Consider the following 19,969-nt stretch of genomic DNA (forward strand, 5'->3'; position numbering starts at 1 on the left):
CGACTCCAGCGAGTCTCGTTGGTGCGCTTTCGCGTTCGGCTCCTGCCGCGCCGTGCCCGGCGGGCAAACGATCATCCACTTCATGTCCACCGACCTCACGACAATCTTTCGTCAGCATCAGGGCCACCTTTCGGATAAGTGGGAGCAGTACCTGGCGATATACGAAGCCTATCTTCAGCCACGCGTGCGGGAAGGTCGGCCGCTGAGACTGCTTGAGATTGGTGTGCAGAACGGAGGATCGCTCCAGATCTGGAAGCGTTACCTGCCCCCCGGTTCGAGCATCACGGGCGTCGATGTCGATCCGGCGTGCGGCCGGCTGGATCTGGGTCCGGACGTGCGGATTCATATTGCCGATGCGTCCTCGGCCGATGCCTTGCAGGCCTGCCTGGGTGACGCGCGCTTCGACGTTGTCATCGATGACGGCTCTCACAGGTCGAGCGACATCGTTTCCACCTTTGTCGCGTGCTTTGGACGGGTGGTCCCGGGCGGCCTCTATGTGATCGAGGATCTGCACGCGAGTTACATGCCACCGCTCGGTGGAGGCTTCTGGGCGCCGCAGGCGGCGATCGAATGGCTCAAGCTCCTTGCGGACGCAATCCACGCCGACTATCTGTCTTCCGAGGAAATCGACGCCCTGAACTTGCGCGCGGGTGCTGATGTTCGGGAGATGGCTCGCGACATCGCGTCACTCTCTTTCTTCGATTCGGTGGCTGTCGTCGAGCGTAGCGTCCAGTCACGCGCTGCTGCTTTCCGCCGTGTCATGAGCGGCTCTAGGGCGACGGTGACCGATGCCCAGGCCCATCTTGCTCAATTGCCGCGCGATCAACTTCGGTCGTTGCTGCTGACGCCGACAGCGATGGAGTCGTTGGGGCAGGGGATCCTTGCCAAACTGGCCAGTACGGCGGATCAACTGCAGGCCGAAATCGCTCAGCGCGCCGCATTGGATCAAAGGCTGGCCAATGCGCATGCAGCCGAAGCCGAAGCTGCGAAGCTGCGCGATTCGCTGGCCGGTGTCGAGTCCCAACTCGCCGAGGCCCGTGAGCGAGTCCACAGCGCCGAGCTTCGCGCGCATGCTGCGAGGAGTGAGGCGGAGGCCGTGGATCATGAACGGCAGCGTGCGGCGGCGGCGGAGGCTGCGTTGACGCAGGTCCTCAACAGCACGACATGGCGTGCGACCCTTGCTTTCCGACGCGCTGCAGCGCTGCTGCCGCCTTCCGTACGGGCGACGGGGCGGCGGGCGGCCAAGGTTCTATGGTGGACGGCATCTGGCCAACTGGGCGCTCGCCTGAAGGCACGTCGCGACGCCATGGACGCCGTGCACGGGGGAGAGCCTTCGGTGTCGGTGCAGGCGTCGGGAGGGGCTGAGCCGGAGCATGGTGACTCCCTTGCTGAAGAACGCGCGTTGGTGGTCGAGTCTGGCTTCTTCGACGCCGACTACTACGTGGAAGCGAACGCCGATGTAGCAGCCAGCGGTACCGAGCCGCTTGATCATTTCCTCGCCCACGGCTGGCGCGAAGGACGCGATCCGGGAGAGCGCTTCTCGATCCGTGCCTACATCGAGCGCTATCCAGATGTCGGTGTTGCGGATGTCAATCCATTGATCCACTTCCTGCGCTTTGGGCGCAATGAAGGGCGTTCCTATCGCGCAGGCAAGCCGCTGCGTCCAACGTTGCGGCAACTGCAACAGGAGCGCTGGCCTGCGCTGCGGGCACTTCCCATTTACGAGGAGCCCGCCTCAGTGGGCCGTCGCCTCAACATCGTGACGGACAGTGTGGGTGTGTCGTCCCTGTTTGGTGGCGTGGGAACCTCCCTGATCCTGGCTGCGCTGCTCTGCGAGCGCCTGGGTGGGACGCTGCGCCTGGTGACCCGTCATGAGCGCCCCGACGCATCGGCAATCGGCGCCGTGCTGTCGACGAACGGCATCGTTCTTGATCGCAAGGTGGAAACGGCCTTCATTCCTGAAGACGATTCCGAGGCGCTGAGCGTTGGGCCCGAGGACATCTTTCTCACGACGTCGTGGTGGACGACGCGGGCGACGCTCGGAGCCATCGCACCGGAGCGGATCGTGTACCTGTTGCAGGAAGACGAGCGGATGTTCTATCCCTATGGGGACGAACGACTGCTGTGCGCCGAACTGCTGAGCGATTCGCGCCTCTCACTGATCGTGAATACCGGGCTGTTGCTGAACCATTTCCGCACCGGCCCGGATCCACTGCCTGCATTGTCAGAGCGAGCCATTGCGTTCGAGCCGGCGTTCCCGGGTGCGAGGCCACTTGAGCGGCGCGAACGTGCGGGCAAGCGCAATTTCTTCTTTTATGCGCGTCCCCACCATCCTCGCAACCTGTTCTGGCGCGGAGCCGACGCGCTGGCGGCTGCGATCGAGGACGGCATCCTCGACCCTCAGGAGTGGGAGTTCCATTGGGTGGGAGCGGGCGTGCCAGCCTTGTGCTTGCCGTGTGGCGTCGTGCCTCGGCGTGTCGAGGGCCTCGGCTGGCGCGATTACCAGTCGTTGGTGAGGAGCATGGACGCCGCGCTTGTGCTCATGCACACCCCGCATCCCTCCTATCCGCCGCTCGATCTTGCGGGCGCCGGAGTGGCCGTGCTGACCAACAGCTTCCCGGGCAAGTCCGACCTCAGCTTCTATTCACGCAACATCATCACAACGAGCGTGGCGCTCGGTGACTTGTGCGAGGGCCTGAGCCGTACGGCCGCACTGGCCCGCAATGAAGCGCTGCGCCTTCAGCAGTGTGCGCAGGATGGCATCGCCAGGGACTGGAAGGCCAGCCTTGGCCCCGTCCTGGAGCATGTCGCAGCGAAATTCAACGAGGTCTGATGCAGGTTCATGTTCGTTGATCTTCCCGCCGCCCAGACGTCCAACCCTGGCGCCTTGAGCGTTCCTGTCGGGCATAAGGTCCAGCAGTTGCATCGTCACCGCTGCCGTTGTGCTTGGCTTTACGAAAATCCAGATACGAGCACCTTCCGCTACCGCGTGCTCAACATGATTGAAGCCGTGAGCGCCCAGGCGGATCGCCCACTCGCGGCAAGTTGGTTCAGTGCGGGAGAACTGGCCGAACTCGAGCATGAAATCGAGAACCTTTCCGTGCTCGTGGTGGCACGCTACAGATACTCGATGCGTCTGCACCGGCTGGTGATGAAGGCTCGGCATCACGGGGTTCGGATACTGTTTGAGACCGACGACTTGGTTTTCGACCCGGAGTACATCCCCCTTATTGCCGACACGCTCGCGCAGGATCTGCTCTCGGTGCAGATGTGGGACCAGTGGTTCGCATACATCGGACGACTCGGTGCCGCGGCGCGACTTTGCGAAGGCGGTATCACCACCAATGATTTTCTGGCCCAGCGCCTTCAAACGACGCTGGGCGGGGCCCCCGTCGCAGTGGTGCCCAACTTCCTGAATCGTCAGCAACAGGCTTTTTCCGCCGAACTGTTGGAAGCCAAGCGGCGCGGGGGTTGGAGACGGGATGGGCACGTGACGATCGGCTACTTCAGTGGCTCGCCCACGCATCGCAAGGACTTTGCCGTGGCCGCGCCCGCGCTCGCGCGATTGCTCGATCGCGACCCGCGCGTGCGGGTGCGGGTGGCTGGCTACCTCGACAGCACCGGCCCGTTGCAGCGCCATGCCGACCGCGTGGAGGTCATGCCGCACATGGACTATGTGGCCCTCCAGCGGGCGATTGCCGAGGTCGAAATCAATATCGCACCCCTGCAGGACAACGTCTTTACCAATTGCAAGTCCGAACTCAAATTCTTCGAGGCGGCGGTCGTTGGTACCTGGACGATCGCCACGCCCACTTACACCTTCGAGCGTGCCATCGACGATCCGCGCATGGGCCGGCTCGCACGGGCGCACGAGTGGGATGATGCACTTGCCGAGGCCGTGGACTTGGTTCATACGCCGCAGGCTTACATGGAGCGGGCGGAGTTTGCTGCTGCGCAGGTGGTTGGCCGTTACGGGTGGGACCGGTGGGGCAACGAAATCGAGACGGCGCTTTTCCGCCGCAACAACCGAGACTGACCCGATCCGGCTTTGGCATGCATGGGAAGGCGCCTTCGAGGCGGCCGATCAACGCCTAGAACGAAAACAACGCGATGAAAGAACACAAGTTGAGGCGCCTCTATCAGGAGCACCAGGGAAAGGTTTCCGACAAGTGGTCGGTCTACCTGGATACCTATGAGACCCTTTTCGCCGAGTACGTGCATCAGAGCGCCCGCGTTCTGGAAATCGGCATCCAGAACGGCGGGTCACTGGAGATCATGGCGCGCTTCCTGCCGCAGGCAGAGCGGATCGTCGGCTGCGACATCGATCCGTTGTGCGAAGGACTGCGGTACGAGGATCCGCGCATCGCGGTGATCGTCGGCGACGCGGTGTCGGACGAGGTCCAGGCGCGTGTCCTTGCGCTTTGCCCGAGCTTCGATCTGGTGATCGATGATGGCAGTCATACCTCGCGCGACATCGTCCGCGCTTTCGCCCGCTATTTCCCCACGATCCGCGAAGGCGGCGCCTTTGTTGCAGAGGATCTCCACTGCAGCTACTGGGCGGCCTTCGAGGGCGGGCTGTTCCATCCCCAGTCCTCGCTGGCCTTCTTCCGTGCCCTGGTGGACGTGATCAACCATGAGCACTGGGGCGTGCCGGGTGGCCGGCGCCGCCTGATCTCGGCGTTCGAAGCCGCCTACGACGTCGAACTCGACGAAGCCGTCCTGGCCCAGATCCACGCCGTCGAATTCGTCAATTCCCTGTGCATTGTTCGCAAGGCGGCCGCGCCGTCCAATGAACTGGGTGCCCGCGTGATTGCCGGCACCGTGGCGCACGTGGATCGGGCAGGGCTGACACAGCAGCTGGACGGCACTCGCGTCCAGGTGCCGGATCAGCAGGCCAACGAGCATGCCCAGCGCTCAGCCGAAGAGCGGCTGACAGCCGCGCTGGCCGAACTGGAGGCACAACAACGTCTTCGTATCGAAGCTGAGGCGCGGCTGCGCCAGAGCAACGGCCGGGCCGGGCGGCTGGCCGACGGACTGCGTACCGAGAGCAGGCGCGCTGCGGAACTGGAGCAGCGGTGTGCCGGACTTTCCGACACCGTTGACGCGTTGCGGCAATCGACAAGCTGGCGTCTGACGGAGCCTGTCCGGTGGGTCGGGCATCGCTGGTCCCGGATCCGGCTCGCCGCGACTCTCCTTCCCGTGGTGTGGCGGCGCGTCGGCGACCTTCCGCGTGTGGCGCGTCGCGTGCGGCAGATCCTGCGTACACACGGCCTCCCTGGGGTCTGGCAGGTCATGAGCGAGATCGAGGCGGAAGAGGCCGACCACGCACACCGCCAGGCAGAGGCAAGGAACGGGGACAGCGCATATGGCCGCTGGGTCCATCAGGTCGATGTGCTCTCCGACGCTGATCGCCTGGTGATGGCTGAGACCATTTCGGGATGGCCGCGGAACCCGCTGATCTCCATCGTCATGCCCACCTACAACGGCGATCCCGCTTGGTTGGCGCAGGCCGTGGCTTCGGTACAGGCGCAGGTCTACGGGCATTGGGAGCTGTGCATCGCCGACGATGCCTCCAGCGACAGTACGGGACTTGAGGCCCTCCAGCGACTTGCGGACCTGGACAGCCGCATCAAGATCGTCCGGCGACCCGAGAACGGCCATATCTCCGCCGCGTCCAACAGCGCACTCGAACTGGCAACCGGCGAGTGGATCGTTTTGATGGACCACGATGACCTGCTTGCCGAGCACGCCCTCTTCTGGGTGGCCGAGACGATTCAGCGCCATCCCGAGGCACGGATGATCTACTCGGACGAGGACAAGATCGACGAGCAGGGTCATCGCTTCGACCCCTATTTCAAGTCCGACTGGAACATCGACTTGTTCAGATCGCACAATATGTTCAGCCACTTGGGTGCGTTCGAGGCAGCGCTGGTGCGGGACGTGGGTGGCTTCAGGATCGGACTCGAGGGTTCGCAGGACTACGACCTCGTGCTTCGCTGCAGCGAGCGGGTGTCGCCCGATCAGATTCGACACATTCCCCGCGTGCTGTACCACTGGCGTGTGCACGCGCAGAGCACGGCCAGTTCATCGGATGTGAAACCCTATGCCCAGATTGCTGGCGAGCGCGCGCTGAACGAACACCTGGCTCGACTGGGTGTAGACGGCGAGACCACATACATCGGCCATGGATACCGCACGCACTATCGCCTGCCGCGGATGCTGCCGCATGTCACGATCATCATTCCGACGCGCAACGCCGTCCACCTTGTGCGCCAGTGCATCGAGAGCCTGGTGTCCGTGACCGACTATGCCGCCTATGACGTGATCCTCGTCGACAACGGCTCGGACGCCCCCGAAGCGCTAGCCTATTTCGACCAGTTGGCCCGGGATCCGAAGTTCACGGTGCTGCGGCACGACGCACCCTTCAACTATTCGGAGCTCAACAACCTGGCGGTCGATCAGGCCCGGGGCGAATTCGTCTGTCTGCTCAACAACGATGTGGAGATCACCTCAGCGGCCTGGTTGGCGGAGATGGTCTCGATCGCGCTGCAGCCGGGCGTGGGTGCCGTCGGCGCGCGGCTGTGGTATCCCGATGGCACGCTTCAGCACGCGGGCGTGGTGCTCGGCATCGGTGGTGTGGCCGCGCATCCGCACAAGTCGCTGGCAAAGGGCGAACTGGGCTACTTCGGACGCGCCGCGCTCATCCAGTCCTTCTCGGCCGTCACGGCCGCCTGCCTGGTGGTGAGCAAGGCCAACTACCTGCGCGTGGGTGGCCTGGACGCGGCCAACTTGGCGGTGGCCTTCAACGACGTCGACTTCTGCCTGCGCCTGCGCGAGGCGGGCCTTCGCAACGTATGGACGCCCTATGCCGAGCTGATCCATCATGAGTCGGTCTCACGCGGCCGCGACGATTCGCCCGAGAAGCAGGCTCGCTTCAATGCCGAAGTGGACTACATGACGCGGCGCTGGGGCGCGCTGCTCCAGAACGACCCCGCCTACAACCCGAACCTCACGCTCCTGAGTGAGGACTTCAGCCTTGCCTGGCCGCCGAGGCTTCCCACGATCACCCTGCGCTGACTGGGACTGGGACGGGCGGGGCGGTGATCTCAGCCCACGACGGGCGGTGCGGTATCCACCACCCGCCCATGCTCCAGCCGGATGAACCGGTTGCACTCCTTCAGGAGCAGCTGAGGCGAATGCGAGGCCAGCACCAGGATGCCCGACTTGGCCACCATCTCCGTCATGCGCTGCTCGGCTTTCGCTTGAAAGTCCGCATCGCCGACGGACAGCCATTCGTCCATCAGCAGGATGTCCGCCGTCATGCTGGTACAGATGGCGAAGGCCAGGCGCATCACCATGCCGGTGGAATAGGTGCGCACGGGCATGTTCACGTATTCGCCCAGTCCGCTGAACTCGCAGATCTCCGGCGTCATGGCCTCGATCTGGCGGCGCTTGAGGCCCATTGAAAGGCCGCGGAGCATGATGTTCTCGACGCCGCTCGCGTCGCGTTCGATGCCCATCGACGGGTCGATCAGGCTGGCCACGCTCCCGATCCGGGCGAACTCGCCTGAGGTCGGCTCGTAGACGCCGGCCAGCAGGCGCAGCAGCGTGGACTTGCCGGCGCCGTTGTGGCCCAGGATGCCCAGGCGGTCGCCCGCTTTGAGCTCGAGGTCGATGTCTGACAGGGCCTGAACCACGGTCACGCCGGTTTCCTTGCCGACCCGGCCGCCGGTGACAGAGGCGGCCAATGTCTTCTTGAAGGAAGTCGCGCTGGCGCCGTAGATCGGGAAGCCCAGGCTGACTTTCTTGAGCGAGAGGGAGGTCATGGGCGACTCAGAGCCAGAAGACGATGCGGCGGCGATAGCGCGCGAAGAGGACGCAGGCCACGGTGATGTTGATCACCGTCCAGATGCCCATGCCCACCCAGTTGTGCCAGTGCGCCACGCCACCCATCAGCGGCGTGCGCAGCAGCTCCAGCATCTGCGCGAGCGGGTTCCACAGCATGTACTTGGCGCGGTCCGGCAGGTTCTCGGGCAGCCAGAACACGGGCGTGAGGAACATCAGCATCTGCATGACGCTGGCGATGATCTGAGCCACGTCGCGGAAGCGCGTGCACAGAATGCCCAGGCCGATGCCGATGCAGTGGGCGTTGACGATCAGCAGCAGGAAGGCCGGGATGACCATCAACGCCGGCCATGAAAGCGAGATGCCCGTCCACAGCGCCACCGGCACGAACAGGATGATGTGGTGGGCAAACTGGATGACGCTGCGCGCCTGGGTGCGCCAGACGAACATGCTCACCGGGAAGTAACCCTGCTTGAGGTAGTTCTGCGCGTTGATGAAGGCGTCGCCCGAGTCGATCACCGTCACCGAGAAGAAGGTCCAGAAGATGATGCCCAGCGCCAGGTGCGGGAAGAACTTGGACAGCTCGGTGCCAAACAGCGAGGCATACAGCGGCCCCATGCCGCCGATCATGGCACCCATGCTCAAGGTCAGCCACAACGGGCCAAGGGTGGACCGGCGGTAGCGCAACACGATGTCGAACCAGGCCAGGGTCCACCAGATGTCGATGCGGCGGGTGCCTTCCCACCAGTCCTTCCACGCGCTTCTGTGCAGGTTGGAGTGGACGGTGGTGGTCATGCGTTGGGGGGCTGAAGGGAAGCGCGGGATTCTATCCGGGGGCTTTTCCGGATGGCCTTTGGGGGCTGGGCACACGGTGGGGCGTCAAGCCGGCCATGGATAATCCGCGGTCCTGTCCAGCGCAGCGTGGCCCCGCGCCACCCGGCCGCACCGCATGCCGCCCAGCCCCGCGAAACCACATTCCCTCGCCCATCCGACCTACCGGCCCGACATCGACGGGCTGCGCGCCATCGCGGTGCTGTCGGTCATCGTCTTCCATGCCTCGCCGCGCTGGCTGCCGGGCGGCTTCGTGGGCGTGGACATCTTCTTCGTCATCTCGGGCTTCCTGATCTCGACCATCATGTTCGGTAGCCTGGGCGGCGCCGGCTTCAGCTATGCCGAGTTCTATGCCCGCCGCATCCGCCGCATCTTCCCGGGGCTGGTGCTGGTGCTCGCGGCCACGCTGGCCTTCGGCTGGTGGGTGCTGCTGGCCGACGAGTTCCGGCAGCTGGGCAAGCATGTGCTGGCCAGCGCGGGCTTCGTCGCGAACCTGGTGCTGTGGGGCGAGGCGGGCTACTTCGACACCGTGGTCGAGACCAAGCCGCTCCTGCACCTGTGGTCGCTGGCGGTGGAGGAGCAGTTCTACATCTTCTGGCCGCTGCTGCTCACGCTGGCCTGGAAGCGCCAGCACCTGCTGCGCTGGATGGGCGTGGCGGTGGGGCTGTCCTTCCTGCTGAATGTGGCGCTGGTGCTGCGTCATCCCGACGCGGCCTTCTACATGCCGCTCACGCGTGTGTGGGAGCTGGGGGCGGGCGCCATGCTGGCCTGGCTCGCATGGCGGCGCGGCGCCGGTGCACCGGCGCTGCCCGGCCACCAGTGGATGGGTGTGGCGGGCCTGGCCTGCATCGCCGCGGGCCTGGCCTTCATCGATCGGCACAAGGCCTTCCCGGGTTTCTGGGCGCTGCTGCCGGTGGCGGGGGCCTGCCTGTGCATCGCGGCCGGTCCGCAGTCCTGGGCCAACCGGCATCTGCTGGGTTCGCGCCTTTTTGTCTGGTTCGGGCTGATCAGCTACCCGCTGTATCTGTGGCACTGGCCGCTGCTGGCCTATGCGCGCGTGCTTCAGGACGGCTTCATCGACCCGCCACGCGCCGTGCGCTGGGGCGCGCTGGCGGTCTCTGTGCTGCTGGCCTGGCTGACCTTCCGCTTCGTCGAGCGGCCGCTGCGTCACGGCGGCCGCCGCGTGGTCGCCGGCCTGGCGGGCGCCATGGTGGTGCTGGCGCTGGTCGGCGCGGCAGCCCAACTGCGCTGGGTGGGCCCGCGCAACGACGACCCGAGCATCCAGGCCATCATGAACGCGAGCGCCGACTGGGTGTATCCCGACGCGCTCAAGCCCTTCACCTTCGAGGGCCAGCGTTTCGAGCGTGTCGATGGTGGCGCGCGCGAGGTGCTGCTCATCGGCGACAGCCACGTCGAGCAGTTCCGCGCCCGCGCCCTGGCGCTGGCCGAGCGCCGGCCCGACGATGTGTCGACGCTGCTCTTCGCCACGCGTGGCGCCTGCCCGCCCATCCCCAACCTCATCGAGGACCGCGACCCGATCTGCAGCGAGCGTCTGATGGCCGCCCTGGACCTAGCCCGCACGCCGGCCGTCCAGGCCGTGGTCATCGGCGGCTGCTGGAGCTGCTATTTCGATGTCAGCCAGGCGCCGGCCGCTGCGAGCGCGCCCCCGCCGCCCGACCACTACTACTACCGCGACGCCCAGGGCCAGCGCCACATGCTGCGCGGCGCCGACGGCGTGCCGCAGTCCCTGGCCGCGCTCGGCCGGCTGCTGGCCGAGCTGCATGCCATGGGCAAAACCACCTACCTGCTGCTGAACATCCCGGTCGGCCCGGATTTCGAGCCCCGCAGCCGTCTCACCGGCAACCGCATGCAGGCGATGACTGCGGCGCCGGTCACGCCGATGGCGCCGCTGCCGCCCTCGCAGGCTGAGCTGCATGCGCAGCTGCGGCAGCTGGCCCTGGACAACGGCGCCATCCCGCTGGACCCGATGGCCGGCCTGTGCCAGCCCGACGGCCAGTGCGTGCGCGCCGATGCGCAGGGCGACCCGGTCTACAAGGACGCGACCCATCTGCGCGCCGCCTATGCGCGCGAGGCGGCCACCTTCCTCGATCCCGCCCTGCTCGCGCCGGGGCGCTGACCGGCCCTTGCTGCATGCCCATCTTCTGGAGTCCGAATTGACCAACCGATGGTGGCGGCTCGCCCGCCTGGCCGTGACCCATGGCCCCCGCATGGTCACCCGCGTGCCGCAGGCCTGGCGCGTGTGGCGCAAGGCCGGCTGGCGCGGCGTGAAGTGGGAATTCCGCCGCAAGCTGCGGCCCGGCAACGACTATGCGCGCTGGGCGCTTGCGCACGACACCCTCACGCCCGAACAGCGCGAAACCTTGCGCGCCCGCGCCGCCGCGCTGGCCGACGGTCCGCTGATCTCGGTGCTGATGCCCTGCTACAACCCGGACCCGCAGTTCCTGCGCGCGGCCATCGCCTCGGTGCAGGCGCAGCTCTATCCGCGCTGGCAGCTATGCATCGCCGACGATGCCTCGCCGGCGCCCGAGGTGCGGCAGGTGCTCGAGGCCTGCCAGGCCGGGGATGCGCGCATCCGGGTCGTCTTTCGGCCCAAGAACGGCCACATCTCCGCTGCCTCCAACAGCGCGCTGGAACTCGTGCAGGGCGAATGGATCGCCCTGATGGACCACGACGACCTGCTGCCCGAAGACGCGCTGCTGCGCGTAGCCGAATGCGTGCGCGACCATCCGCAGGCTCAGCTCGTCTATTCCGACGAGGACAAGGTCGACGACCAGGGCCACCGCTCCGACCCGTACTTCAAGCCGGACTGGAACCTCGACCTCTTCCGCTCGCACAACATGTTCAGCCACCTGGGCGTGCTGCGCACGGCGCTGGTGCGCGAGGTCGGCGGTTTCCGCCAGGGCCTGGAAGGCTCTCAGGACTGGGACCTGGTGCTGCGCTGCGTCGAGCGCATCGATCCCTCGCAGATCGTGCACATCCCGCGGGTGCTCTACCACTGGCGCATCCATGTGCAGAGCACGGCCAAGTCCATGGACGCCAAGCCCTATGCGGCCGTGGCCGGCGAGCGAGCGCTGAATGAACACTTCGCGCGCCTGGGCATCCAGGCCAAGGCCGAGTACCTGGGCTACGGCTACCGCGTGCGCTACGCGCTGCCCAGCCCGCCGCCACTCGTGTCTCTGATCATCCCGACGCGCAATGCGCTCGCGCTCGTGCGCCAGTGCATCGAGTCGATCCAGAAGCGTACCGAATACCCGAACTGGGAAATCATCCTGGTGGACAACGGCTCGGACGATCCGGCCGCGCTGGCGTACTTCGCGCAGATCGCCCAGCAGCCCAACATCCGCGTGCTGCGCGACGACCGGCCCTTCAACTACTCGGCGCTGAACAACCAGGCGGTGGCCGTCGCGCGGGGCGAACTGGTGGCGCTGGTCAACAACGACATCGAGGTGATGTCACCTGACTGGCTGTCGGAGATGGTGAGCCTGGCCCTCCAGCCGGGCGTGGGCGCCGTGGGTGCGCGGCTGTGGTACCCCGACATGACGCTGCAGCACGGCGGCGTGATCCTGGGTCCGGGCGGCTGCGCCGTGCATGCCCACAAGGCGCTGCCGCGCGGGCTCAACGGCTATGCGGGGCGCGCCGCTCTGATCCAGTCCTTCAGTGCCGTCACGGCCGCCTGCCTGGTGGTGCGCAAGTCGCTCTACGAGCAGGTTGGGGGGCTGGACGAGGTGAACCTGAGCGTGGCCTTCAACGACGTGGACTTCTGCCTGCGCCTGCGCGAGGCGGGCTACCGCAACGTGTGGACGCCGTATGCCGAGCTGCTGCACCATGAATCGGCCACGCGGGGCGAGGACGTGGCACCCGAGAAGCGCGAACGCTTCGAGCGCGAGCTGGCGTTCATGCAGCAGCGCTGGGGTGCGCTGATCGCTGACGATCCGGCCTACAACCCGAACCTGACCCTGGGCGCGGAAGACTTCAGCCTGGCCTGGCCTCCGCGCAGACGCTCGCCATCATGAGCAGCGTCACTGCTTCCTTGACTGCCGGCGCGTCGGCCACGCCTGCGGACCAGGCCGACATCTCGGTCGCCCTGTGCACCCGCAACGGCGCCCGCTACCTGCCCGCGCAGGTGGCCAGCATCTGCACGCAGGACCTGCTGCCGTGCGAGATCGTGCTGTCCGACGACGACTCCTCCGACGACAGCATCGAGGTGGTCCGGCGCACGCTGGCCGATCACGATCTGGCCGAACGCATTCCGCTCACGGTGATGCGCAACCGGCCGCCTTTGGGTGTGACCCGGAACTTCGAGCAGGCGATCACGGCCTGCCGCGGCGCCCTGATCGCCTTGTGCGACCAGGACGATGTCTGGCATCCCGGCCGCCTGCGCCGCATGGTGGCCGAGTTCGAGCGCCGGCCCGGGCTGCTGTTGCTGCATTCCGATGCGCGGCTGGTCGACGGCGACCTGAAGCCGCTGGGCCAGACGCTGCTGCAGGCGCTGGAGACGCGTCCGGGCGAGCTGGTCGACATCGCCGCCGGCCGCGCCTTCGCCGCCCTCATGCACCGCAACCTGGTCACCGGTGCCACCACCGTGCTGCGCCGCGGCCTGCTGGAGACGGCCCTGCCCATCTGCCCGCTGTGGGTGCACGACGAATGGCTGGCCACCGTGGGCGCCGCCATCGGCGAGGTGGACCTGCTGCCCGAGCCGCTGATGGACTATCGGCAGCACGGCAACAACCAGATCGGCGCCCAGCGGATGACGTTGCGCCAGAAGATCGACAAGGCCCTGGGCGAGCGGGGCGACAAGTACGCGCACCGGGTGCGCCGGTCCGAGGCGCTGATGGACTTCCTTCGAGGGCTGGGCGAGCGTGTGCCGCCCTGGGTGCTCGAGCTCGCGCAGGGCAAGCTGGACCATTTCCGCTTTCGTGCCGGGCTGCCGCGCTGGCGCGTGGCGCGCGTGCTGCCCATTGCCGTGCAGGCGGCGCGTGGACGCTACGACCGGTTCGACCGCGGCCTGCCGGCCATCCTGCAGGACCTGTTCGAGCGCGCCTGAGCGGGATCAACGCCGCGACGCGGTGCCCGCCTCCTGCGCCAGCAGTCGCCGGTAGCGCCAGAAGGCCGGCGAGCCCCAGACGCGCAGCAGGCTGCTCACATGCCACCACAGGGGGCGCATGCGCCGGTGACTGTCGCGCTGGGCCTCGTGGCGGGCCATCTCGTCTTCCGCGATCTGGATGCGCCAGCCTGCCAGCCGCAGACGGGCGCAGATGTCGAAGTCTTCGCCGTACATGAAGAAGCGCTCGTCGAAGCCCCCGATCTGCCGGTAGGCCTGGCTGCGGAAGAGCATGAACAGGCCGGGAATCCAGTCTGGCGCCGCCGGAATGGCATAGCCCGGCTTGCGGCGGCCGAGGATCTCGCGCGGGGTGAGCAGCGCGCGGTGCTGTTCGGGGCCCGTCTTTCCCGGCTCCAGGATGCGTGGCGCCAGCAGCCCGGCGTCCGGTGCGGCTCGCGCCAGCAGCGCAGACAGCACGTCGTGGTCCAGCCGGATGTCCGGGTTCAGCACCAGGAACCACGACGTCTCGCAGTGGCCGAAGGCCTGGTTGTTGTTGGCGCCGAAGCCCATGGGTTCGGGGTTGTCCAGCCGCAGCAGTGGCAGGCCGGCCGGCGCATCGGCCAGCAGATCGGGTTCGGGAATGTTGACCGTGAGCACCACGCGGTGGACCAGTGGGCCGCACAGACGGGCGAGTTGCTCGAGCAGCGGCAGGATCAGCGCCTGCTGCCCGTGGCTCACGATGGAGATGGTCAGCGGCGGTCGGTCTGTCAGCTCAGGCATGGTCTAATTTCGCTCGGGATTCTAGGAGGCCGTCCCCCGGCCTTTGCGCCCGGCGCGTCCCGTCCTCCCCCATGATTGCCCTGATCGTCATCAGCTTCCTGTTTTCCGCCGTCACCGTGCTCGTGCTCATGCGGCGGGCGCGGCGCCATGCGCGGCGCTATGCCGCCGACATGCCGCAGCGCTTCCACAAGGGCCATATTCCGCGCCTGGGCGGTGCGGGCATCCTGGTGGGTACGGGCGCGGCCTGGGTTGCCTCCGGCGTCACGGGTTACGACCCCTTCAACCTGAACTGGCCCTTCGGCACCGCGCTGCTCACCTTCGCCTGCATCCTGCCGGCGGTGCTGGGCGGCATCACGGAAGACGTGACGCAGAAGGTGCCGGTGCGCATCCGTCTGGCGCTGACCACCGTCTCGGGTGTGCTCCTGTGCTGGCTGCTGGGCATCGGCGTGCACCGCCTGGGCATTCCCGGGCTGGACGGGTGGCTGCAGGCCACTCCGCTGGTCGGCGCACTCATCGCTGTGCTGGGCCTGGCCGGCCTGCCGCATGCCTTCAACATCATCGACGGCTACAACGGCCTGGCGGGCACGGTGGCGGTGCTGGTGGGCCTGGCCATCACCCATGTGGCGCTGCAACTGGGCGACCGGCAACTGGCCGGCATGGTGGTCTGCCTGGTGGGGGCGACGCTGGGCTTCCTGCTCTGGAACTACCCGCGCGGCAAGATCTTTGCGGGCGATGGCGGTGCCTATGTCTGGGGCATGGTGCTGGGCCTGGCCTGTGTGCTGCTGGTGCAGCGCCACCGCGCCGTCTCGCCGTGGTTCCCGGTGCTGCTGCTGATCTATCCGGTGTGGGAGACGCTCTTCTCCATCTACCGCAAGGCCGCCCGCGGCCAGTCGCCGGGCACGGCCGACGCGCTGCATTTCCACCAGCTCATCTTCCGCCGCATCGTGCGCGTGGCCTTCGAGGACAACGAGGCGCGCCAGCTGCTGGCCCGCAACAACCGCACTTCGCCCTACCTGTGGATGTTCGCCGCCATGTCGGTGGTGCCGGCCGTGCTGTTCTGGAACAACACGCTGATGCTGGCCTTCTTCTGCCTGCTGTTCGCCGTCACCTACGTGGCGGCCTACCTGATGATCGTGCGCTTCAAGGTGCCGCGCTGGCTGCGTCCATAGCCGGCGCCTGCGTCAATTCCCTTTCCCTTCTTCATGTCACGAGGCCTGCCATGACCGACCCCGTCCTGAACATCCCCCCGCGCGACAAGGCCGAGATCCTGGCCCAGGCGCTGCCCTACATCCGCAAGTTCCATGGCAAGACCATGGTCATCAAGTACGGCGGAAACGCCATGACCGATCCGGCCCTGCAGGCCGACTTCGCCGAGGACGTGGTGCTGCTCAAGCTGGTGGGCATCAACCCGGTGGTGGTGCACGGCGGTGGTCCGCAGATCGAGGCGGCCCTCAAGCGCCTGGGCAAGACGGGCCAGTTCATCCAGGGCATGCGCGTGACCGACGCCGAGACCATGGAAGTCGTCGAATGGGTGCTGGCCGGCGAGGTGCAGCAGGACATCGTGGGCCTGATCAACCAGGCCGGCGGCAAGGCCGTGGGCCTCACCGGCCGCGACGGCGGGCTCATCCGCGCGCAGAAGCTCAAGATGGCCGACCGCAATGACCCCAGCCTCTTCCATGACGTGGGCCAGGTGGGCGACATCGTCTCCATCGACCCGGGCGTCGTGCAGGCGCTGCAGGACGACGCCTTCATCCCCGTCATCAGCCCCATCGGCTTCGGCGAGGACAACGAAAGCTACAACATCAATGCCGACGTGGTGGCCGGCAAGCTGGCCACGGTGCTCAAGGCCGAGAAGCTGGTGCTGCTGACCAACACGCCTGGCGTGCTGGACAAGACCGGCAAGCTGCTCACCGACCTGAGCGCCCGCGAGATCGACGAGCTGTTCGCCGACGGCACCATCTCGGGCGGCATGCTGCCCAAGATCGAAGGCGCGCTCGATGCCGCCAAGAGCGGCGTCAACGCGGTGCACATCATCGACGGCCGCGTGCCGCACGCCATGCTGCTCGAGATCCTCACCGAGCAGGCCTACGGCACGATGATCCGCGCCCGCTGAGGCGCCGGCCGAAGCCTCGGGGCCGGCGCGCATTGACGACGGCAGAATCGGCGCTTTACAAGAACTGGGGCAGCGCAGCGATGGAGAACGAGGAGCCGCTCGGATCGGAAGCCATGTCGGAGCCGGCGGCCAGCCCGGCTGCCCCGCCCGCGCGCAAGCGTCCCCGCCCCGGCGAGCGGCGCGTGCAGATCCTGCAGACGCTGGCCGCCATGCTCGAGCAGCCCGGCGCCGAGCGCATCACCACGGCGGCGCTGGCGGCCCGCCTGTCGGTCAGCGAGGCGGCGCTCTACCGCCATTTCGCCAGCAAGGCGCAAATGTTCGAAGGTCTGATCGACTTCATCGAGCAGAGCGTCTTCTCCCTCGTGCAGCAGATTGCAGAGCGCGAGCGCCCACCCGCGGAGCAGGCCGCGCAGGTCATGCGGATGCTGGTGCAGTTTGCCGAGAAGAACCCGGGCATGGCGCGGGTGATGACGGGCGATGCGCTCGTCTTCGAACACGAGCGCCTGCAGCAGCGCATGAACCTCTTCTTCGACAAGCTCGAAGCGCAATGGCGGCAACTGCTGCGCGAAGACGCCCTGACCGGCGGCTCGGCCACGCCCACCGTCGACGCCCAGGTGCGCGCCGCCGCCCTGGCGGCCTTCGCCATGGGCCGGCTTCAGCGCTACAGCCGCTCGGGCTTTCGGCGCTTGCCGTCGGAGCAGCTCGACGGTTGCATCGCGCTCCTGCTGCCGGGGCTGTCGCCGTCTACGGCTTACTGAGCCGCCAGCGTCCAGCGCTGCGCAAACCCCCGATGTGCCTGGGGGCTAATCCGACTGCGTGCTGCGTTCGTAGTCGGTCATGACCGCCTGTTCGACGCCCGCCGCCTATGGCCGGGATAGGCGTTGTTGGCTCGCTTTGTGCGGGTCTGCTGCGGAGAATTCACGGCACTGTTTCCCCACCCCTCGTCCAGAGAAAGCACAAGGAGCGCCCATGGCCAACGAGACCTCGCAGAGCAAATGCCCCTTCCACCAGGCCGCCAGCAGCGGTACCACCAACCGTGACTGGTGGCCCCAGCAGCTGCGCCTGGACATGCTGCACCAGCATTCGGCCAAGTCGAACCCGATGGGCGAGGACTTCGATTACGCCGAGGCCTTCAAGAGCCTGGACCTCGATGCCGTCAAGCGCGACCTCACCGCGCTCATGACCGATTCGCAGGACTGGTGGCCGGCCGACTTCGGTCATTACGGCGGCCTGTTCGTGCGCATGGCCTGGCACAGCGCCGGCACCTACCGCACCGCCGACGGCCGTGGGGGTGGCGGCCGCGGGCAGCAGCGCTTCGCGCCGCTCAACAGCTGGCCCGACAACGTCAGCCTCGACAAGGCCCGTCGCCTGCTCTGGCCCATCAAGCAGAAGTACGGCAACAAGATCTCCTGGGCCGATCTGATGATCCTGACGGGCAACGTCGCGCTCGAATCCATGGGCTTCAAGACCCTGGGCTTCGGCGGCGGCCGGGCCGACACCTGGGAACCCGACCAGGACGTCTACTGGGGCCGCGAGACCAAGTGGCTGGGTGGCGACGTCCGCTATTCGCAGGGCTCGCCCGGCGTCGAAGGCCGCGGCGTGCTGGTCAAGGACGACGACAGCAAGGCGCCCGAGAGCCGCGACCTGGAGAACCCCCTGGCCGCCGTGCAGATGGGCCTGATCTACGTGAACCCCGAAGGTCCGGACGGCAAGCCCGACCCGGTGGCTTCGGCGCGCGACATCCGCGATACCTTCGGCCGCATGGGCATGGACGACGAAGAGACCGTGGCCCTGATCGCTGGCGGCCATACCTTCGGCAAGACCCACGGCGCAGCCCCGGCCGACAACGTGGGCGTCGAGCCCGAGGCGGAAGACCTGGGCACGCAAGGCTTCGGCTGGCACAACAAGCATGGCGCAGGCAAGGGCGCCGACGCCATCACCAGCGGCCTGGAAGTGACCTGGACGCGTACGCCGACGCAGTGGAGCAACGACTACTTCGAGTTCCTGTTCGGCCACGAGTGGGAACTGACGAAGAGCCCGGCCGGCGCCCACCAGTGGGTCGCCAAGAATGCCGAGCCGAGCATCCCGCATGCCTTCGATGCCGGCAAGAAACTGCTGCCGACGATGCTCACGTCCGACCTGGCGCTGCGCTTCGACCCGGCCTACGAGGCGATCTCGCGCCGCTTCCTGGCCAACCCCGACCAGTTCGCCGATGCCTTCGCCCGCGCCTGGTTCAAGCTGACCCACCGCGACATGGGCCCGCGTGCGCGCTACCTGGGCAAGGACGTGCCGGCCGAGGAATTCGTCTGGCAGGACCCGCTGCCCGCCGCCGACCATCCGGTCATCGGCGAGCAGGACGTCGCCGCGCTCAAGGCCAAGGTGCTGGCCTTGGGCCTGACGGTGCCGCAGCTGGTGGCCACGGCCTGGGCCTCGGCTTCCACCTTCCGCGGCGGCGACAAGCGCGGTGGTGCCAACGGTGCGCGCATCCGCCTGGCGCCGCAGAAGGACTGGGCCGTGAATCAGCCCGAGCAGCTGTCCCAGGTGCTCAAGACGCTGGAAGGCATCCAGGCCGAGTTCAACGGCGCGCAGAAGGACGGCAAGAAGGTGTCGCTCGCCGACCTGATCGTGCTGGCGGGCAGCGCCGCCATCGAGAAGGCCGCGGGCCAGGGCGTGACCGTGCCCTTCACCCCGGGTCGCACCGACGCCGGCCAGGAACAGACCGACGTCGAAGGCTTCGCCGTGATGGAGCCCTTCGCCGACGGCTTCCGCAATTACGTCAAGACGGCCTCGGCCGTGCCGGCCGAAGCGCTGCTGGTCGACAAGGCTCAGCTGCTGACGCTGACCGCGCCCGAGATGACGGCGCTGGTGGGTGGACTGCGCGTGCTGGGCGCCAACACCAACGGCAGCCAGCACGGCGTCTTCACCGAGAACGTGGGCACGCTCAGCAACGACTTCTTCGTCAACCTGCTGGACATGGCCACCGAATGGAAGGCCACGTCGCCCGCCAAGGACGTGTACGAAGGCCGCGACCGTAAGACCGGCGCCGTGCGCTGGACAGGCACCCGCGCCGACCTGGTCTTCGGCTCGCATGCCCAGCTGCGCGCCATCGCCGAGGTCTACGGCAGTGCCGATGGCCAGCAGAAGTTCGTGCGCGACTTCGTCGCCGCCTGGACCAAGGTGATGAACCTGGACCGCTTCGACGTGGCCGCCTGACCATCGCCGCCCCTCGTGCCCTCCGGCCTGGCCGGGGAGGCGCGTGGAAGAATGCGCCCGCCCGCCGCCGTCCCCACGGCCGGGCGGGCGCTTTCGTTTCACGTCACACGCAAGTAAGAAAAGGA

Annotated in this window: 13 protein-coding genes; 10 read left to right on the forward strand and 3 right to left on the reverse strand. The window is 67.1% G+C overall.

Translation table 11 applies throughout. The features are described 5' to 3' along the window. Positions 1-82 precede the first annotated feature (82 nt). The 3 genes from BXA03_RS26375 to BXA03_RS27545 all read left to right on the forward strand — a co-directional run bounded on the left by BXA03_RS26375 (position 83) and on the right by BXA03_RS27545 (position 7,077). Complete coding sequence (locus tag BXA03_RS26375; RefSeq protein ID WP_143476377.1) at positions 83-2,833, forward strand: class I SAM-dependent methyltransferase; 2,751 nt, start codon at positions 83-85, stop codon at positions 2,831-2,833. Between the two features lie 9 nt (positions 2,834-2,842). Then, complete coding sequence (locus BXA03_RS19155; protein WP_076510806.1) at positions 2,843-4,036, forward strand: glycosyltransferase; 1,194 nt, start codon at positions 2,843-2,845, stop codon at positions 4,034-4,036. A gap of 74 nt (positions 4,037-4,110) precedes the next feature. Beyond that, the gene (locus tag BXA03_RS27545) at positions 4,111-7,077 is read left to right on the forward strand and encodes a glycosyltransferase (protein ID WP_076510807.1); all 2,967 of its coding nucleotides are present in this window, start codon (positions 4,111-4,113) and stop codon (positions 7,075-7,077) included. A gap of 29 nt (positions 7,078-7,106) precedes the next feature. On the opposite strand, the gene BXA03_RS19165 is transcribed toward BXA03_RS27545, so the two are convergent. Then, positions 7,107-7,826 (reverse strand): ABC transporter ATP-binding protein, encoded by a 720-nt coding sequence (locus BXA03_RS19165; RefSeq protein WP_076510808.1) that lies wholly within the window; start codon positions 7,824-7,826, stop codon positions 7,107-7,109. Positions 7,827-7,833: 7 nt separating this feature from the next. Further along, entirely contained in the window at positions 7,834-8,640 is an 807-nt protein-coding gene (locus BXA03_RS19170; RefSeq protein WP_076510809.1) for an ABC transporter permease, read from the reverse strand. A gap of 154 nt (positions 8,641-8,794) precedes the next feature. On the opposite strand from BXA03_RS19170, the gene BXA03_RS19175 reads away from it, so the two are divergent. From BXA03_RS19175 to BXA03_RS19185, 3 genes are all read left to right on the forward strand, one after another. Next, positions 8,795-10,813 carry an acyltransferase family protein gene (locus BXA03_RS19175; RefSeq protein ID WP_076510810.1) on the forward strand — a complete coding sequence of 673 codons (2,019 nt, stop codon included), beginning with the start codon at positions 8,795-8,797 and terminating at the stop codon, positions 10,811-10,813. Between the two features lie 91 nt (positions 10,814-10,904). Next, complete coding sequence (locus BXA03_RS19180; RefSeq protein WP_076510947.1) at positions 10,905-12,710, forward strand: glycosyltransferase family 2 protein; 1,806 nt, start codon at positions 10,905-10,907, stop codon at positions 12,708-12,710. Next, positions 12,707-13,741: a glycosyltransferase gene (locus tag BXA03_RS19185; protein ID WP_083716186.1), complete on the forward strand. Its 1,035-nt coding sequence runs from the start codon at positions 12,707-12,709 to the stop codon at positions 13,739-13,741. Before BXA03_RS19180 ends, BXA03_RS19185 begins: the two co-directional genes overlap by 4 nt. 6 nt (positions 13,742-13,747) lie before the next feature. Here the strand turns inward: BXA03_RS19185 and BXA03_RS19190 are convergent, their stop codons facing one another. After that, entirely contained in the window at positions 13,748-14,518 is a 771-nt protein-coding gene (locus tag BXA03_RS19190; protein ID WP_076510811.1) for a glycosyltransferase family 2 protein, read from the reverse strand. Between the two features lie 71 nt (positions 14,519-14,589). Between BXA03_RS19190 and BXA03_RS19195 the strand changes: the two genes are divergently transcribed. From BXA03_RS19195 to katG, 4 genes are all read left to right on the forward strand, one after another. Next, positions 14,590-15,687: an MraY family glycosyltransferase gene (locus BXA03_RS19195; protein ID WP_076510812.1), complete on the forward strand. Its 1,098-nt coding sequence runs from the start codon at positions 14,590-14,592 to the stop codon at positions 15,685-15,687. Between the two features lie 50 nt (positions 15,688-15,737). Beyond that, positions 15,738-16,631 carry an acetylglutamate kinase gene (gene argB / locus BXA03_RS19200; RefSeq protein ID WP_076510813.1) on the forward strand — a complete coding sequence of 298 codons (894 nt, stop codon included), beginning with the start codon at positions 15,738-15,740 and terminating at the stop codon, positions 16,629-16,631. 80 nt (positions 16,632-16,711) lie between these two features. Continuing rightward, positions 16,712-17,389, forward strand: coding sequence for a nucleoid occlusion factor SlmA (gene slmA, locus BXA03_RS19205; protein WP_076510814.1), 678 nt, complete (start codon positions 16,712-16,714; stop codon positions 17,387-17,389). Positions 17,390-17,600: 211 nt separating this feature from the next. Then, positions 17,601-19,844 (forward strand): catalase/peroxidase HPI, encoded by a 2,244-nt coding sequence (katG, locus tag BXA03_RS19210; protein ID WP_076510815.1) that lies wholly within the window; start codon positions 17,601-17,603, stop codon positions 19,842-19,844. Positions 19,845-19,969 lie beyond the last annotated feature (125 nt).

The sequence above is a fragment of the Pseudacidovorax sp. RU35E genome (assembly GCF_900156165.1).
Classification (GTDB): Bacteria; Pseudomonadota; Gammaproteobacteria; order Burkholderiales; family Burkholderiaceae_C; genus Xenophilus.

What these genes read in the sequence shown, in the direction of transcription:
- BXA03_RS27545 (WP_076510807.1), top strand. Translation starts at nt 4,111, where the DNA reads ATGAAAGAACACAAGTTGAGGCGCCTCTATCAGGAGCACCAGGGAAAG.
- BXA03_RS19185 (WP_083716186.1), top strand. Translation starts at nt 12,707, where the DNA reads ATGAGCAGCGTCACTGCTTCCTTGACTGCCGGCGCGTCGGCCACGCCT.
- BXA03_RS19175 (WP_076510810.1), top strand. Translation starts at nt 8,795, where the DNA reads ATGCCGCCCAGCCCCGCGAAACCACATTCCCTCGCCCATCCGACCTAC.
- argB (WP_076510813.1), top strand. Translation starts at nt 15,738, where the DNA reads ATGACCGACCCCGTCCTGAACATCCCCCCGCGCGACAAGGCCGAGATC.
- BXA03_RS19180 (WP_076510947.1), top strand. Translation starts at nt 10,905, where the DNA reads ATGGTCACCCGCGTGCCGCAGGCCTGGCGCGTGTGGCGCAAGGCCGGC.
- katG (WP_076510815.1), top strand. Translation starts at nt 17,601, where the DNA reads ATGGCCAACGAGACCTCGCAGAGCAAATGCCCCTTCCACCAGGCCGCC.
- BXA03_RS19170 (WP_076510809.1), bottom strand. Translation starts at nt 8,640, where the DNA reads ATGACCACCACCGTCCACTCCAACCTGCACAGAAGCGCGTGGAAGGAC.
- BXA03_RS19155 (WP_076510806.1), top strand. Translation starts at nt 2,843, where the DNA reads ATGTTCGTTGATCTTCCCGCCGCCCAGACGTCCAACCCTGGCGCCTTG.
- BXA03_RS19190 (WP_076510811.1), bottom strand. Translation starts at nt 14,518, where the DNA reads ATGCCTGAGCTGACAGACCGACCGCCGCTGACCATCTCCATCGTGAGC.
- BXA03_RS19195 (WP_076510812.1), top strand. Translation starts at nt 14,590, where the DNA reads ATGATTGCCCTGATCGTCATCAGCTTCCTGTTTTCCGCCGTCACCGTG.
- BXA03_RS19165 (WP_076510808.1), bottom strand. Translation starts at nt 7,826, where the DNA reads ATGACCTCCCTCTCGCTCAAGAAAGTCAGCCTGGGCTTCCCGATCTAC.
- slmA (WP_076510814.1), top strand. Translation starts at nt 16,712, where the DNA reads ATGGAGAACGAGGAGCCGCTCGGATCGGAAGCCATGTCGGAGCCGGCG.
- BXA03_RS26375 (WP_143476377.1), top strand. Translation starts at nt 83, where the DNA reads ATGTCCACCGACCTCACGACAATCTTTCGTCAGCATCAGGGCCACCTT.